Origin of the sequence: Sphingomonas sp. (assembly GCF_035555815.1) — a bacterium.
In the GTDB taxonomy this organism is placed as follows: Bacteria; Pseudomonadota; Alphaproteobacteria; order Sphingomonadales; family Sphingomonadaceae; genus Sphingomonas.
The window spans coordinates 1-16,152 of sequence record NZ_DATMGG010000062.1 but is presented as its reverse complement, the minus strand read 5'-3'; the positions used below and the strand labels follow the sequence as shown (position 1 = coordinate 16,152).

The 16,152-nt window shown below is 67.8% G+C and carries 13 protein-coding genes, 1 tRNA gene and 1 pseudogene; 13 read left to right on the top strand and 2 right to left on the bottom strand.

The window, feature by feature from the left end; genetic code table 11:
* The 10 genes and pseudogenes from VNR91_RS03520 to VNR91_RS03475 all read left to right on the top strand — a co-directional run.
* A pseudogene (locus tag VNR91_RS03520) lies at nucleotides 1-278 on the top strand (NADH-quinone oxidoreductase subunit L); the annotation flags it as partial.
* Nucleotides 275-1,828 (top strand): NADH-quinone oxidoreductase subunit M, encoded by a 1,554-nt coding sequence (locus VNR91_RS03515; protein WP_325489408.1) that lies wholly within the window; start codon nucleotides 275-277, stop codon nucleotides 1,826-1,828. The pseudogene VNR91_RS03520 and the gene VNR91_RS03515, both read left to right, overlap by 4 nt.
* Nucleotides 1,828-3,270 carry an NADH-quinone oxidoreductase subunit NuoN gene (nuoN, locus tag VNR91_RS03510; RefSeq protein ID WP_325489407.1) on the top strand — a complete coding sequence of 481 codons (1,443 nt, stop codon included), beginning with the start codon at nucleotides 1,828-1,830 and terminating at the stop codon, nucleotides 3,268-3,270. Before VNR91_RS03515 ends, nuoN begins: the two co-directional genes overlap by 1 nt.
* Nucleotides 3,237-3,986 (top strand): biotin--[acetyl-CoA-carboxylase] ligase, encoded by a 750-nt coding sequence (locus tag VNR91_RS03505; protein ID WP_325489406.1) that lies wholly within the window; start codon nucleotides 3,237-3,239, stop codon nucleotides 3,984-3,986. Before nuoN ends, VNR91_RS03505 begins: the two co-directional genes overlap by 34 nt.
* A 26-nt stretch (nucleotides 3,987-4,012) precedes the next feature.
* Nucleotides 4,013-4,789 (top strand): type III pantothenate kinase, encoded by a 777-nt coding sequence (locus VNR91_RS03500; protein ID WP_325489405.1) that lies wholly within the window; start codon nucleotides 4,013-4,015, stop codon nucleotides 4,787-4,789.
* 101 nt (nucleotides 4,790-4,890) lie between these two features.
* Nucleotides 4,891-6,546 (top strand): ribonuclease J, encoded by a 1,656-nt coding sequence (locus tag VNR91_RS03495; protein ID WP_325489404.1) that lies wholly within the window; start codon nucleotides 4,891-4,893, stop codon nucleotides 6,544-6,546.
* A gap of 44 nt (nucleotides 6,547-6,590) precedes the next feature.
* On the top strand, nucleotides 6,591-6,863 hold the full coding sequence (locus tag VNR91_RS03490; protein ID WP_325489403.1) for a DUF1467 family protein: 273 nt from the start codon (nucleotides 6,591-6,593) through the stop codon (nucleotides 6,861-6,863).
* Between the two features lie 102 nt (nucleotides 6,864-6,965).
* Nucleotides 6,966-8,042 (top strand): recombinase RecA, encoded by a 1,077-nt coding sequence (gene recA / locus VNR91_RS03485; protein WP_325489402.1) that lies wholly within the window; start codon nucleotides 6,966-6,968, stop codon nucleotides 8,040-8,042.
* Nucleotides 8,043-8,655: 613 nt separating this feature from the next.
* Nucleotides 8,656-9,480, top strand: coding sequence for a class I SAM-dependent methyltransferase (locus tag VNR91_RS03480; RefSeq protein WP_325489401.1), 825 nt, complete (start codon nucleotides 8,656-8,658; stop codon nucleotides 9,478-9,480).
* Nucleotides 9,481-9,875: 395 nt separating this feature from the next.
* A complete protein-coding gene (locus VNR91_RS03475; protein WP_325489400.1) occupies nucleotides 9,876-10,502 on the top strand; it encodes a glutathione S-transferase in 627 nt (208 codons plus the stop codon).
* A gap of 413 nt (nucleotides 10,503-10,915) precedes the next feature.
* Here VNR91_RS03475 and VNR91_RS03470 read toward each other — a convergent pair whose 3' ends face one another.
* On the bottom strand, nucleotides 10,916-12,232 hold the full coding sequence (locus VNR91_RS03470) for a dicarboxylate/amino acid:cation symporter (RefSeq protein ID WP_325489399.1): 1,317 nt from the start codon (nucleotides 12,230-12,232) through the stop codon (nucleotides 10,916-10,918).
* Nucleotides 12,233-12,305: 73 nt separating this feature from the next.
* Between VNR91_RS03470 and VNR91_RS03465 the strand changes: the two genes are divergently transcribed.
* Entirely contained in the window at nucleotides 12,306-13,559 is a 1,254-nt protein-coding gene (locus VNR91_RS03465; RefSeq protein WP_325489398.1) for a Xaa-Pro peptidase family protein, read from the top strand.
* 357 nt (nucleotides 13,560-13,916) lie between these two features.
* Here the strand turns inward: VNR91_RS03465 and VNR91_RS03460 are convergent.
* Nucleotides 13,917-13,990 (bottom strand) — tRNA-Cys (locus VNR91_RS03460).
* A 189-nt stretch (nucleotides 13,991-14,179) separates the two neighbouring features.
* Between VNR91_RS03460 and VNR91_RS03455 the strand changes: the two genes are divergently transcribed.
* Nucleotides 14,180-14,842, top strand: a complete 663-nt coding sequence (locus VNR91_RS03455) for a protein-L-isoaspartate O-methyltransferase family protein (RefSeq protein ID WP_414712369.1) — start codon at nucleotides 14,180-14,182, stop codon at nucleotides 14,840-14,842.
* Between the two features lie 32 nt (nucleotides 14,843-14,874).
* A partial coding sequence (locus VNR91_RS03450; RefSeq protein ID WP_325489396.1) for a TolC family outer membrane protein occupies nucleotides 14,875-16,152 on the top strand: 1,278 nt, incomplete at its 3' end.

Here is a 16,152-nt window from a genome sequence, read left to right as displayed (position 1 = left end):
GCATGTTCCGCGTGCTCTACGATTTCCTGCTCAACAAATGGTATTTCGATGAGCTCTACAACGTGCTGTTCGTGAAGCCGGCGTTCGCCATCGGGCGTTTCCTGTGGAAGCGCGGCGACGAGGGTACGATCGACCGGTTCGGCCCCAACGGCGCGGCCTGGGTGGTCGCGCGCGGCGGCGGCATCACGGCGCGGCTCCAGTCGGGCTATGTCTATACCTATGCGTTCGTGATGCTGCTCGGCCTCGTCGCGGCGGTGACCTGGGCGATGACGCGATGAGCGGTATCCTTTCCCTGATGCTGGCGGTGCCGGCGGTCGCGGCGATCGCCTGCCTGTTCGTCAGCGCGCCGGCCGCGCGGTGGATCGCGCTGGGGGCGACGCTGGTCGACCTGGTGCTGGGCGGCGTGCTGTGGGCCAATTTCGACGTGGGCGGCGCGCAGTGGCAGTTCGTCGAGAACGTGCCGCTGTTCGGCCAGTTCAGCTATGCGCTGGGCATCGACGGTTTCGCGCTGATGCTGATCCTGCTCAGCGTGTTCCTGATGCCGATCTGCATCGGCGCGAGCTGGGAAGCGATCACCAGCCGCGTCCAGGAATATATGGCGCTGTTCCTGCTGACCGAGGTGCTGATGATCGGCACCTTCGCGGCGCAGGACATGTTCCTGTTCTACATCTTCTTCGAAGCCGGCCTGATCCCGATGTATCTGATCATCGGCATCTGGGGCGGCGCCAATCGCATCTACGCCAGCTACAAGTTCTTCCTCTACACCCTGCTCGGCTCGGTGGTGATGCTGGTGGCGATGCTGTGGATGACCAACTCGGCCGGGACCAGCCATATCCCGACGCTGCTCAACCATGATTTCCCGGCGCACGCGCAGACATGGCTATGGCTGGCGTTCTTCGCCTCGTTCGCGGTGAAGATGCCGATGTGGCCGGTCCACACCTGGTTGCCCGACGCCCACGTGCAGGCGCCGACCGCCGGATCGGTGATCCTGGCCGGCGTGCTGCTGAAGCTCGGCGGATACGGCTTCCTGCGTTTCTCGCTCCCGATGTTCCCGGACGCGTCGGCACAGCTGGTGTGGCTGGTGTTCGGGCTGTCGGCGGTGGCGGTGGTCTACACCTCGCTGGTCGCGCTGGTGCAGTCCGACATGAAGAAGCTGATCGCCTATTCGTCGGTCGCGCACATGGCGATCGTCACCATCGGCCTGTTCGCGTTCAACGCGCAGGGGATCGAGGGCGCGATGATGGTGATGCTGGGTCACGGCCTGGTATCCGGCGCGCTGTTCCTGTGCGTCGGCGTGATCTATGACCGGCTGCACACCCGTGAGATCGCCCGCTACGGGGGTCTGGCGATCAACATGCCGCGCTATGCCGTGCTGTTCATGCTGTTCACCATGGCATCGGTCGGCCTGCCCGGCACCAGCAATTTCGTCGGCGAGATCCTGAGCCTGATGGGCACCTATCAGGTCTCCACCTTCATCACCCTGGTGTGCACCACCGGCATCATCCTGGGCGCCGCCTACATGCTCTATCTCTACCGCCGCGTCGTGTTCGGCGACCTGATCCATGACGACGTGAAGGCGATGCCCGACCTGAGCCGCCGCGAGATCGCGCTGCTGGCGCCGCTGGCCGCCGTGGTGCTGTGGATGGGCGTCTATCCCGAGAGCTTCCTGGCGCCGATGCGCAAGGATACCGCGACGCTGCTGGCGCGGGTCGACCGGGCCAAGCCGGCCGGCGATTCGCTGCCGACCGCCGGCAAGCCCGTCGCGGCGCCCGCCCACGGCGAAGCCGCGGCGCACGGCCAAGCCGCGACCCAGGTGGAGGCGCACTGATGTCCCTCGCCACACAGACATTGATGACGCTGCCCGAGATCGTGCTGGCGCTCGGCGCGCTCGCGCTGATGCTGGTCGCGGCGTGGGGCGGGCAGGGATCGACCCGGCTGGTGAGCTGGGCGGCGGTCGCGGTCCTCGCCGGCGCGGGCATCGCGCTGGCCGGGCCGTCGTCGAGCGGCGCGGTCGCCTTCGATGGCCTTTATCGCGCCGACGCCTTCGCCGCCTTTGCCAAGGCGCTGATCTATATCGCCACGGCGGTGTGCATCATCATCGCGCCGGGATTCTTCCAGAGGACATCCGGCGACGATCTTCGCCCCGAATACCCGGTGCTGATGCTATTGAGCGCGGTCGGCATGGGGATGATGGTATCGGCGGGCGACCTGATCTCGCTCTATGTCGGGCTCGAGTTGCAGAGCCTGGCGGCCTATGTCCTCGCCAGCTTCATGCGGCGCGACGCGCGGTCGGCGGAAGCGGGGCTGAAGTATTTCGTGCTGGGCGCGCTCGCCTCCGGTATCCTGCTCTACGGCATTTCGCTGGTCTATGGCTTTGCCGCGTCGACCAGTTTCGAACAGGTCGCCGCCGCCTATGGCCGGGGCCATTCGACCGGGCTGCTGATCGGGCTGGTGTTCGTGTTCGCGGGGTTGGCGTTCAAGCTGGCGGCGGTGCCGTTCCACATGTGGACCCCCGACGTCTATGAAGGCGCGCCGACCCCGGTGACGGCGTTCTTCGCCTCCGCGCCCAAGGTCGCGGCAGTGGCGCTGAGCGTGCGCGTCGCGGTGGAGGCGATGGGACCGGCGACCGATCAATGGCGCCAGATCGTGATCTTTGCCGCGCTCGCGTCGATCATCTTCGGCGCGGTCGCCGCGATCGGCCAGAAGAACATCAAGCGGCTGCTCGCCTATTCGTCGATCAACAACGTCGGCTTCGTGCTGGTCGGGCTGGCCGCCGGTACGCCGCAGGGCGTCGCATCGGTGCTGTTCTACCTGGCGGTCTATGTCACGATGACGCTGGGCAGCTTCATCGTCGTGCTGCAGATGCGCGATGCAGAGGGCGAGCCGCTGGAGAGCATCTCCAGCCTGTCCGGCCTGTCGCGGACGCGGCCGGGGCTGGCGCTGGCGATGGCGATCTTCATGTTCAGCCTGGCGGGGATTCCGCCCCTGCTCGGCTTCAACGCCAAGCTGGCGGTGTTCAACGCGGCGGTGGCGGCGGGACTGTTCCCGCTGGCGGTGGCCGGCTTCGTCGCCTCCGTCATCGGCGCCTATTATTATCTGCGCATCGTCAAGGTGATGTACATCGACGAACCGGGCGAGACCTGGCCGCGCGGCAGCGTGATCGAGGGCGGTCTGATCGCGCTCGCCGCGGTGCTGGTGTCGCCGATCGGCTGGTTCCTGCTGATGCCGCTGGGCGCATGGACCAGTGCGGCGGCGGGTTCGCTGTTCTGAGCATCATCCGCACCGTCGCCGAGACGGGATCGACCAATGCCGACATGCTGTTGGCGGCTGGCGCGGGCGCGGCGGAGGGGGACTGGCTCCGCGCCGAACGCCAGACCGCCGGGCGCGGTCGGCAAGGGCGGCCGTGGGTGTCGGAACGCGGCAATTTCTACGGCAGCACATTGGTGCGGCCGCGCCGCACCGATCCGCCCGCGCCGACGCTGGCGCTGGCCGCCGCGGTGGCGGTGGAGGAAGCGGTCTCGACCTATCTGCGCGCCGCAGGGGCGACCGTGCGACTGGCGCTCAAATGGCCCAACGATCTGTTGCTGGACGACGCCAAGCTGGTCGGCATCCTCCTCGAGCGATCGGGCGACGCGGTGGTGATCGGGTGCGGCGTCAATCTGGCGCACCATCCCGGCCTGACCGATCGTCCGACCACGAGCCTGGCCGATCACGGCGTGAGCGTCGACCCGGCGATCTTTGCCGAGACGCTGGCGGAAAGCTTTGCCCGCTGGCTGGCGCGGTGGCGCGGGGAGGGGCTTGGCCCCGTTCGCGCGCGCTGGCTGGAACGCGCCCATCCGATCGGCACCGCGTTGAGCGTCCGGCAACCCGACGGCAGCGCGATCGACGGCCTGTTCGACGGGCTGGATCACGGCGGCGCGCTGATCCTGCGCTTGGCCGACGGCGGCCGCCATGTCATGCACGCTGGCGACGTGTTTCTCCTCTAGGCCCACAACGGAAGGTTGAAGATCCGATGCTGCTCGCGATCGATGCCGGCAACACCAACGTGGTCTTCGCGCTGATCGAGGACCGCACGATCCGCGCGCGCTGGCGGATCGCCACCGATCCGCGCCGCACCGCCGACGAATATGTCGTGTGGCTGAGCCAGCTGCTGGCGCTGGAGGGGCTCGACCGGTCCGCGGTGAACGGGGTGATCATCGGCACCGTCGTGCCGCGCGCGCTGCACAACCTCCAGCAGCTGGCGATCAAATATTTCGCCACCGACGCGATGATCGCGGGCGAGGGCGGCTGGGGTTTTGCGCTGGACGTCGAGGAGCCGCAGAACCTGGGCGCCGACCGCGCGCTCAACTGCATCGCCGCGCACGAAAGCCACGCCGGCGACCTGATCATCATCGATTTCGGCACCGCCACCACATTCGACGTCATCGACTATAGCGGGGCGTACAAGGGCGGGGTGATCGCGCCGGGCATCAACCTGTCGCTCGACGCGCTGGTGAGCGCCGCCGCGAAGTTGCCGCGCATCGCGATCGAGGCGCCGGCCACCACCAGCGTGATCGGCCGCAACACCGTCGACCAGATGAACATCGGCATCTATTGGGGCTATGTCGCGATGATCGAGGGGCTGGTCGCGCGCACCCGCGCCGAGATCGGCCGCCCGGCCAAGGTGATCGCCACCGGCGGGCTGGCGGTGCTGTTCGAGAAGCACGGCCAGATATTCGACATGTACGAGCCCGACCTGACGCTGCAGGGGCTGGCGCTGTTGTGGCAGCGTCGCCATATGCCGGGCTGAATGGACATGGTCCCGCACGGGCGGGGCCCCGGAATTTTCTGGGAACGCACGGTTCCCCCCGCTTCCCGCCCGCGCGGGAATGCCATCACCAAAGGATTTCAGTGACAAACCCCACCAAGGAGCTCCTCTTCGTCGCACTCGGCGGATCGGGCGAGATCGGCATGAACGTCAACCTGTACGGGTGCGACGGCAAATGGCTGATGGTCGATTGCGGCGTGACCTTCAGCAACGGCGAATATCCCGGCGTCGACGTGATGCTGCCCGACCTGACCTTCATCGAGGAACGGCTCGACGATCTGGTCGGCATCTTCCTGACCCACGGGCATGAGGATCACATCGGCGCGCTGCCCTATTTCGCCGCCGAACTGGGCGTGCCGCTCTATGCCTCGCCGTTCACCGCCGGGCTGATCCGCGAGAAGCTGGACGAGGAGGGCATCTCCAACCAGGTGAAGCTCCACATCGTTCATCCGGCCAAGCCGATGAAGGTGGGGCCGTTCGCGGTCACCTATGTCCCGCTCGCCCATTCGATCCCGGAGGGCAACGCGCTGCTGATCGACACGCCGCATGGCCGCATCTTCCACACCGGCGACTGGAAGATCGACCAGGCGCCGCTGCTCGGCACGCCCTCTACCGCCGCCGAATTGACCGCGATCGGCGACAAGGGCGTGTTCGCGCTGGTGTGCGATTCGACCAATGTGTTCAATCCCGAGGCATCCGGCAGCGAAGCCGACGTCCGCAAGGGGTTGAACGAGGTGATCGGCAGCGCGCGCCATCGCGTGCTGGTCACCACCTTTGCCTCCAACGCCGCGCGGCTGTCGACGCTGGGCGCGGTGGCGAGGGATACCGGCCGCACGCTGTGCGTCGCCGGGCGATCGCTCGACCGCATCCTCAAGGTCGCGCGCGCGGTCGGCTATCTCAAGGATTTCCCGCCGACGGTCGATTTCGAGGCGGCGATGCGGATGCCGCGCGACAAGGTGCTGATCGTCGCCACCGGCGGGCAGGGCGAGGCGCGCGCCGCGCTGTCGCGGATTTCGGAGGGCAGCCACCCGATCAAGCTCGATCGCGGCGACACCGTCGTCTTCTCGTCGAAACAGATCCCCGGCAACGAGGTCGCGATCGGCGCGATCCAGAACCGGCTGGCGGCGAACGGCGTGGAGATGATCACCGATCGCCAGGCGTTCGTCCACGTGTCCGGCCACCCCGGCCGGCCCGAGCTTCAGCAGATGTACCGCTGGATGCGGCCCGAACTGGTGCTGCCGGTGCATGGCGAGATGCGCCACCTGGCCGAACACGCGCGGTTCGCGCTGGCCAACGGCGTGCCCGGCGCGGTGCTGCAAAAGGACGGCGACATCATCCGCCTGGCCCCCGGTACGCCGCAGAAGATCGGCGAGGCGCCGGTCGGCCGGCTCGCGCTCGACGGCGACGTGATCCTGCCGGCGGACGGCGCGACGATCAACGAGCGCCGCCGACTGGCGCTCTATGGCCAGATCTCGGTCGCGGTGGCGATCCGCCGTGACGGCGCGCTGATCGGCGAGCCCGAGGTCCGGTTGCAGGGCGTGCCGGTGGAGGAGGATCGCGAGCCGTTCATCGACGAAGCGATCGACGCGGCCGAGGCGGCGGTGAAGGGGCAGGTCGCCAAGGGGCGGATCAAGGACCGCGACGCGCTGCGCGAGGCGATCCGGCTGGGCGTGCGCCGTGTCGCGACTCGCTGGACCGGCAAGAAGCCGGTGGTCGACGTGCTGTTGATCGAGGCATGACCGCGCCGCTTCGACAAGCGCGCCGAACGCGCTAGAGCGGGTCCATGAACTGGAAATCCGCGCTCGCCATCTATCTGCTGTTCTGGGCCTTCTCGGTCTTTCTCGTGCTGCCGTTCGGGGTGAAGACCTCACCGGAGGCCGGGGCGCCGCTGGTGCCCGGCCAGGCCGAGAGCGCCCCGCACATCTTCCGCCCCGGCCGGCTCGCGCTGCGCGTCACCGTGGTGGGGACGCTGTTGTGGGGGCTGTTCCTGCTGAATTACATCTACGGCTGGGTGACCGCGGAAATGCTCGACTGGACCCAATGGGGCCCGGCGTAAAAAAGTTTTCGTTCCGCTCTTGTTCCACGAGAACAAACGCGATACACACTGCTCCACAAGCGTTGAACCGGGCGGGTTGATGCCCTAGCGATGGAGCTTCCAATGGCAGCGAACCTGAAGGTCATCGACGGCAACATGGCAGGCAATTCGGATCGTCAGAAGGCGCTCGACGCCGCACTCGCGCAGATCGACCGCGCGTTCGGCAAGGGCAGCGCGATGCGGCTCGGCTCGAAGGAGGCGATGCAGGTCGAGGCGATCTCGACCGGGTCGCTGGGGCTCGACATCGCACTCGGGGTCGGCGGATTGCCGCGCGGCCGGGTGATCGAGGTCTATGGCCCGGAAAGTTCGGGCAAGACCACGCTGGCGCTTCACGTCATCGCCGAGGCGCAGAAGAACGGCGGCACCGCCGCCTTCGTCGACGCCGAACACGCGCTCGACCCGGTCTATGCCAAGAAGCTGGGCGTCAACATCGACGAGCTGATCGTATCGCAGCCCGATACCGGCGAGCAGGCGCTCGAGATCGTCGACACGCTGGTGCGGTCGAACGCGATCGACGTGCTGGTGGTCGATTCGGTCGCCGCGCTGGTGCCGCGCGCCGAGATCGAGGGCGAAATGGGCGACAGCCACGTGGGGCTGCAGGCGCGGCTGATGTCGCAGTCGCTGCGCAAGCTGACCGGATCGATCAGCCGATCGCGCTGCATGGTGATCTTCATCAACCAGCTCCGCATGAAGATCGGGGTGATGTACGGCAACCCGGAAACCACCACCGGCGGCAACGCGCTGAAGTTCTACGCCTCGGTTCGGCTCGACATCCGCCGCACCGGACAGATCAAGGATCGCGACGATATCGTCGGCAACGCGACCCGCGTGAAGGTGGTCAAGAACAAGGTCGCGCCGCCGTTCAAGCAGGTCGAGTTCGACATCATGTACGGTGAAGGCATCTCCAAGATCGGCGAGGTGCTCGATCTGGGCGTCAAGGCCGGGCTGGTCGAGAAATCGGGGGCGTGGTTCAGCTACGACAGCATCCGCATCGGCCAGGGGCGGGAGAACGCCAAGACCTTCCTCAAGGAAAATGCCGAACTCGCCCAGCGGCTCGAAGCCGCGATCCGCGGCCGCACCGACAAGGTGGCCGAGGAGATGATGGTCGGCGGCGATGCCGAGGACGACGACGACCTCTGATCGATCGCGCGACGGTTTCGCGCAGCGTATTTCGCGACGTTCCCGCCTGCACGCGCGGCGCGCCGCAGCTCCCGGAAAGGCCCGCCCGCGTCGGCGGGCCTTTTCCGTTGGCGACCATATGATGGCCAACCCAGCATGATTGCGAACCCAGCCGGCGACCGGGATTGTGGGGCGCCTCTACCGGCCCTTCAGCCGATACACGCGAAAGAGGTGGCCGCCGCGACCGGGACCGGGGCCGGGACCGGGATCACGAGGCCGGGGAGCCCGAATTTGAGCAAGACGAGGTAGGTTGAGAATACGCCTCCTGTCCCGCTGAGGACTGCTCTCGCGCTGTCTTCTCGCTAATGATGTCATGGCGCATCCACCCCAGCCGCTCATTGAACCACTGATAGAGGAAGAACTGCCCCCAAGGACGCGCCATAGGCGTGCAGCCCCTCGTCGCCCCTGACGGCGCCTTGACTAAGGGGGACCCTCACTCTGCGGAATTTACGCTCCCGGTCCTCTGGTGATGCGCTCGTCACTATGCCCCCAAAATTCGTGGGGGTATGCATGGGGAGTGCACATCACTGACGCCAGCCGCCAGCGGCCGGAAAATGCCCGACAAGGAGACGCCATGACCGCGCCGAATGAATGGACCGGACCTGTCGGCGACGTCTGGGCGGCCGAATGGCGGCGGACCGACCGCAGCTTCGCCGGCCTGTCGCCGCACCTCGAATCGGCGATCCTGCGCGCGATGCCCGAGACGGGAACGCTGGTGGATATCGGCTGCGGCGCGGGCGGCACCAGCCTGGCGGTTGCCGCGGCGCGGCCGTCGGCGCGGATCGTCGGGCTCGACATCTCCGCCGCGCTGGTCGCCGTCGCGCGTGAGCGCGCTGCCGACCTGCCCAATGCCCGCTTCGACGCGGGGGACGCGCCGGCGCTGGTGCGGGATCACGCGCCGGTCGCCGGCTATTATTCGCGACATGGCGTGATGTTCTTTCCCGATCCGATCGGGGCGTTCGCCGCGTTGCGCGCGGCGGCGACGCCCGGCGCGCCGCTGGAGTTTTCGTGCTTTCGCAAGGCCGCCGACAACGTCTGGGCGCAGGAGACGATCGCGGCGGTCGGCGGCGGCGCCCCGCCGACCGATCCGCACGCGCCGGGGCCGTTCGCCTTTGCCGACCCCGATCACGTGCGCGTCATCCTCGCCGCCGCCGGCTGGTCGTCGGTCGAGGCGCAGCCGGTCGATTTCGCCTATCGCGCCGGCGAGGGCGACGATCCGGTCACCGACGCGGTCTCCTATTTCCGGCGGATCGGCCCGCCGGCCCGCGCGCTGCGCGACCGGCCGGAGGCGGACCGCCCGGCGATGATCGCCGCGCTGACGGAACTGTGCGAACGCTACCGCACCGGCGACGCGGTCGACTTTCCCGCCGCGGCCTGGATATGGTCAGCGCGGGCCTAGCGCCGATCCACCCGCGCGGGTCCGACGGTCGGCGCGCCGTATCCGTGGAATGCCATCCCGGACTTGTTGTGAGATCAAGGACTGCGGGAGGCGTTGCTTGCGGCTCTGGACCCCGGCTTTCGCCGGATGACGCGCAAATCGGCAGATGCCGCGTGAATGCCGGCTCGTCCTAACGGTGGCGGCATTTGGGAGTAGGGGACGAAAATGGCGTTTGCCGAGACGCGGAGCGCAGCGGCCCAACGGCCCGCGAGGATCGGAAGCGCGGAAAGTCTCCATTCGGAGCCCGCCGGAACTGAAGGACGATCCGTGCTGGCGCGGTCGATCCGGATGGTGTGGAATGGGGAAGGGAGCGGCGATCCATTCGGGTGTCGTTCGAGCATGAGGAAGCGGACAGCATGACGATCATCGTCCACCATCTGGAGAATTCGCGGTCGCAGCGCGTGCTGTGGCTGCTGGAGGAACTGGGCCTGCCCTATGAGGTCCGCCGGTACGAGCGGGACAAGGCGACGATGCTCGCCCCGCCCGAACTGCGCGCGATCCATCCGCTCGGCAAGTCGCCGGTGATCGAGAGCGAAGGGCGGATCGTGGCGGAAACCGGGGCGATCGTCGAATATCTGGTCGAGAAGGCCGATGGCCGGCTGGGCGCGCCCGCGCACCGCGATTCGGCGCTGCGCTATCGCCACTTCCTTCACTATGCCGAAGGGTCGCTGATGCCGCCGCTGCTGGTCAAGCTGGTGCTGACCCGCGTGCCGTTGATGGGCAAGATCGCGGCGAAGCGGATCCAGCCGATGATCGACGTCCATCTCGACTGGGTCGAGAGCGAACTGGCCGGCCGTCCGTGGTTCGCCGGGGATGCGTTCACCGCCGCCGACGTGATGATGAGCTTTCCGCTGGAGGCGGCGCGCAATCGCGCCGGGCTGGATGGATCGCGCCCGGCGACGATCGCGTGGCTCGAGACGATCCATGCGCGGCCGGCCTATCGGGCGGCCTTGGCGGCCGGGGGGCCTTACGCCTACGCGTAATTGGCGGCGCGGGGCGTGGTGATTTTAGTTCGCGCAGAGGCGCGGAGGGCGCCGAGGTTTCGGGCGCGGCAACGATTTGGATTCTATCACACCGCGCCGGGATACGCTTCGGCTGTGAGGTAGGGCGGTTCGGAGCGACGTTCTCTGCGCCCTCTGCGCCTCTGCGCGAATTGGGTTCACGCGACGACGCGAAGGCGCGAAGAGCGCTTGTTCACGCAGAGGCGCGAGATGGTGCTCGTGCGGCGTGGCAGTATGGTATTGATTTCGTGCCGAGAATTACTGCCGCTGGCGCGGCGGGAATTCTCGGCACGGCGTTTTCTTCCGTCTTCGCGTGAACCACTTTTTTCGCGTCGTTCGACCTGGGGGCAAACTATGCGGCGGCTCGTGCGAGCCGCCTTCGTCCCCCGTGTCCCCTAGCGAAAGCTGTCCATATCCTTCGCCGGCCCGCCGCCGCTGGGCGCGCGGACCGGTTCGATCTCGGGCGGCTGTGGCGGGTCGAGCTGCCCCTCCCAGCGCGCCACGACGCTGGCGGCGACGGCGTTGCCGATCACGTTGGTCGCCGAACGGCCCATGTCGAGGAAGTGATCGACCGCCAGCACCAGCAGCAATCCGGCCTCGGGCAGGTTGAACTGGGCCAGCGTCGCCGCGATCACCACCAGGCTGGCGCGTGGTACGCCGGCGATGCCCTTTGACGTGATCATCAGCGTCAGCAGCATCGCGATCTGCGTGCCGAGATCGAGGTGGATGCCATAGGCCTGGGCGATGAACAGCGACGCGAACGTCATGTACATCATCGACCCGTCGAGGTTGAACGAATAGCCGAGCGGCAGCACGAAGCTGGCGATGCGCGGCGGTACGCCGAACCGGTCGAGCGCCTCCAGCGTGCGCGGGAAGGCGGCTTCGGACGAGGCGGTGGAGAAGGCGACCAGTGCCGGTTCGCGTACATAGCGGAACAATTGCCACGCGCGCCGGCCGACGAACAGCAGCGCCAGCGCGCCCAGCATCACCCACAGCAGCGTCAGCCCGATGTAGACCGACCCCATGAAATAGGCGAGCTGGCCGATCACCCGCGGCCCGCGTTCGATCAGCGTCGCCGCCACCGCCGCGAACACCGCGAACGGGGCGAAGCGCATGACATAATCGGTGACCTGCAACATCACCTGGGTCAGCGCCTCGGCCGCCTTGACCAGCGGCGCGGCGCGTTCGCCGACGGCGGTGATCGCCACGCCGAAGAACACCGAGAAGATCACGATCTGAAGGATGTCGTTCGACGCCATCGCCTCGACGATCGAGGTGGGGAAGATGTGGGTGATGATCTGCGCGGCGTCGAAATTGCTCTTGTCCAGCCCGGTGGCGGCGGTCGCGGGCGGCAGCGGCAGGTTCAGCCCGATGCCGGGCTGGAGGATGTGGACGAGGATCAGGCCGAGGGTCAGCGACAGCAGGCTGGCGCCAATGAACCAGCCGAGCGATTTCAGGCCGACCCGGCCAAGGGCGCCGGTATCGCCCATGTGCGCGATGCCGACCACCAGGGTGCCGAACACCAGCGGCGCGATGATCATCTTGATCAGGTGGAGGAACACCGTCGTCACGATGCTGAACCACTTGGCGATTTCCTTCAGCAGCGCCGCCGATTCGGGCGTGCCGGTGTCGATCTGGGCATTGATGACCCAGCCGACGATCAGCCCCAGCACCAGGCCGATCATGATGAAGGTAGTCAGGCGCTTCGCCAAAATGATTCTCCCCGATTTGGCGCCAAGGGAAGGGGATTGCGGCGCCGCGGTCAAGCGTCCTATCGTCCGAGGCATGATCCTGACCCGTCGCAACGTCGTCCGGGCGGCCGCCGCGCTGCCGCTTCTCGCCACGCCTGGGCTGCTTCGCGCCGCCGATCCCGACCTGTCCGCGCTGGCGAACATCACCGGCGATGTCGTGCCGATCGGCCGCGAGGAACGCGCGCGCCGCCTCGCCCGCGCGCAGGCCCTGATGAAGGCGAACGGCATCGGCGCGATCCTGGTCGAGGCGGGATCGTCGCTGGTCTATTTCACCGGGGTACGCTGGTGGCGCAGCGAGCGGCTGACCTGCGCGGTGATCCCGGTCGAGGGCACGCCGTGCATCGTCACCCCGTTCTTTGAAGAGCCGTCGATCCGCGAGACGCTGGGCGTCGAGGCCGACGTGCGGGTGTGGCAGGAGGATGAGGATCCGTTGAAGCTGGTCGCCGGCTTCCTGCGCGATCGCAAGCTGGCCGCCCGCCCGGTCGGGATCGAGGAGACCTTGCGCTATTTCGCGGTCGACGGGCTGCAGCACGCGCTGGCGGGCGCGAAGCTGGTGTCGGCCAACCCGGTCGTGCGCGGATGCCGCATGATCAAGACGCCGGCCGAGATCGCGCTGATGCAAAAGGCGACCGACGTCACCATCGCCGCCTATCGCTGGACGTGGGAGCGGGTGGAGATCGGCATGAGCCAGCGCGACGTCGGCGCGCTGATGGACGCGGCGACGCGCAAGCTGGGCGGATCGCCCGAATTCTCGATGGCGCTGGTCGGGGAGGGCGCCGCCTATCCGCACGGCACGCGCAAGCCGCAGAAGGTGACGGCGGACGCGGTGGTGCTGATGGATTGCGGCTGCACGGTCGAGGATTATCAGTCCGACGTCTCGCGCACGTTCGTGAAGGGCACGCCGTCAGCCGAAGTCCGCAAGGTGTGGGACCAGGTCCGCCAGGGCCAGCAGACCGCGTTCGACGCGGCGCGGCTGGGCGCGGCGGCGGGCAGCGTCGACGACGCGGTGCGCGCCAAATACGAAAGCTGGGGCTATGGCCCGCGCTATCGCCTGCCCGGCTTGTCGCATCGCACTGGCCACGGCATCGGCATGGACGGGCACGAGCCGGTCAACCTGGTCCACGGCGAAGCGACGCGGCTGGCGCCGGGCATGTGCTTTTCGAACGAACCCGGCATCTACATCCCCGGCAAGTTCGGCGTGCGGCTGGAGGATTGCTTCCACATGACCGAGAGCGGGCCGAAATGGTTCAGCGAACCGCCGCCGTCGATCGACCGCCCGATGGATTGAGCGGGACGAGCTAGCCGCCACGGCATCTCGCATAGCGCGCCGACGACGTCCGTTCCGCCTGCGTCACGTTACAAGCCATCGCGAAACAACCGGCGGGGTGAGGGGATCTGGATTGCCGCCGGGCTGCCGTTGATCCTCGCCAGAGTTTGCCGTCCTTCGGATCGACCAAGGGCCTTTCCATGGGCGTTACGGATCGCGGTATCGGTGGCGGCCCCGCTTCCGTGGAAGGCCCACGAAACGACGTCGCCATCGTCTGCGGCGACAGGCAAATCGGAGTTGCCGCTCACCACCCGTGATCGCCCTCAACGGAGATCGGGGATTTCATCGACCGCTGGCGGCGCTCGCCAAACAGGATAATGGAGGCCCGAGCCGGAATCGAACCGGCGTGCACGGATTTGCAGTCCGCTGCGTCACCACTCCGCCATCGGGCCTCAAAGCGGTGGAGCGCGGCCATGCGCGGCGCGGTGGCCGCTTGTCAACCGCCCGCATCGCAACCAGCAGCGCCGATCAGCGCATAAACTGCCACAGCCGCTTGGCGCGGGCGGCCCGGCGCGATATGCAGCCTCGCGACAACAACTGTATTGCGCGACTAAAACAGTTGTGCGACAGCGAGGACGATGATGAGCAGTACGACCCCGGCCCACGACGCCGCCCGGCACGCGATGGTGGTGAGCCAGCTCCGCACCAGCGACGTCAGCGACACGCGCGTGGTCGAGGCGATGGCGGCGGTCCCGCGCGAACGATTCGTGCCGGGGCACGATGTGCTCGCCTATCGCGACACGCTGCTGCCGCTGCCCGGCGGGCGGATGCAGAACACGCCGCTCGCCACCGGGCGTCTGCTGACCGAGGCCGCGATCGCGCCGGGTGACAAGGTGCTGCTGATCGGCGCCGCCGCCGGCTATACCGCCGCGGTACTGGCCCGGCTCGCGGCACAGGTGGTCGCGGTGGAAAGCGATTCGGTGCTGGCCGGTCTGGCGCGGACCGCGCTGGCCGATGTCGCCGGCGTTACGCTGATCGAGGGCGATCTGGCCGCCGGCCATGCCGATGGCGCGCCCTATGACGTGCTGGTCGTCGACGGCGCGGTTGAAACGCTGCCGGAGTCGCTGGTCGACCAGCTTCGTCCCGGCGGGCGGATCGCGACCGGCATCGTCGATCGCGGCGTGACCCGGCTGGCGAGCGGGGTGCGGACCACGGGCGGCCACGGGCTGGCCGATTTCGCCGATATCGATTGCGCCGTGCTGCCGGGGTTCGCCCGGCCGCGCGGCTTTCAGTTTCCGGGATGACGATGCGACGCTTTCTCTTGACCACGGCCGCGATGACGGCCGCCGTGACCTTTGCCGCGACGCCCGCCGCAGCCGATACGCTGCGTGAGGCGTTGGTCAGGGCCTATCAGACCAATCCGACGCTGTCCGGCGCGCGCGCCAATTTGCGCGCGCAGGACGAAAATGTGCCGATCGCGCGCGCGGATGGCCTGCCTTCGGTGCAATCCACGGTCGATTTCACCGAGACGATGAAGAACGCGCAGAATAATTTCCTGGCGCCGGAACGGTCGTTGAACGCGAATGCCAGCGTCCGCTATCCGATCCTCAATTTCGGCGCGGTGCGCAATTCGGTGAAGGCGGCGGAGACCCGGATCGAGGCCGGCCGCGCCAACCTGCGCGGGACCGAGGCGAACATGTTCACCGCCGTGGTCGCGGCGTACATGGACGTGATCCGCGATGAGGCGATCGTCTCGCTCAACCAGCAGAATCTCCGCACGCTGGAGGTCAACCTTCAGGCGACCAACGACCGGTTCGAGGTCGGCGATCTGACGCGCACCGACGTCGCCCAGTCGCAGGCCCGCCGCGCGATAGCCGAGGGACAGCTTCGCCAGGCGGAGGCGCAATTGATCGCCAGCCGCGAAACCTATGTCCGCGTCGTCGGAAATGCGCCGGGCGCGCTCGAACTGCCGCCGCCGCTGCCCAATCTGCCGGCCGATCCCGAATCGGCTGTGCGCGTCGCGCTGGACGACAACCCCGTCCTGCTCGCTGCGGCAAAGGCGCGCGACGCGACCCGCTACGACATCAACGTCGCCAAGACCCAGCGCCTGCCGCGCGTCAGCGCGGTGGTGGGTGGCAGCTACTATAATTATCTCGGCACCCTGCCGGGCGGATCGAGCTCGCCCGGCGACGGCGTCGGCGCCACCGCCGGCCTGTCGATGACGCTGCCGCTGTTCCAGGGCGGTCGCCCGGCGGCGCAGGTCCGCCAGGCGCAGGCGCGCCGCTCGCAGGCGATCGAGCAGGTGACGGAGACCGAACGCGGCGTGATCGCGCAGTCCCGCGCGGCCTATGCGGGCTGGCAATCGGCGCAGCAGGTGATTCGCAGCAGCGAGATCGCGGTCGAGGCGAACAGGCTGTCGCTGGAGGGCGTCCGCGCTGAAAACAGCGTCGGCACGCGCACGATCCTCGACATCCTCAACGCCGAGCAGGAATTGCTCAATTCGCAGGTCACGCTGGTGACCGCGCGCCGCGACGCCTATGTCGCCGGCTTCTCGCTGCTGGCGGCGATGGGCCGGGCGGAGGCCGAGGATCTGGGGCTCGACGGCGGGCCGCTC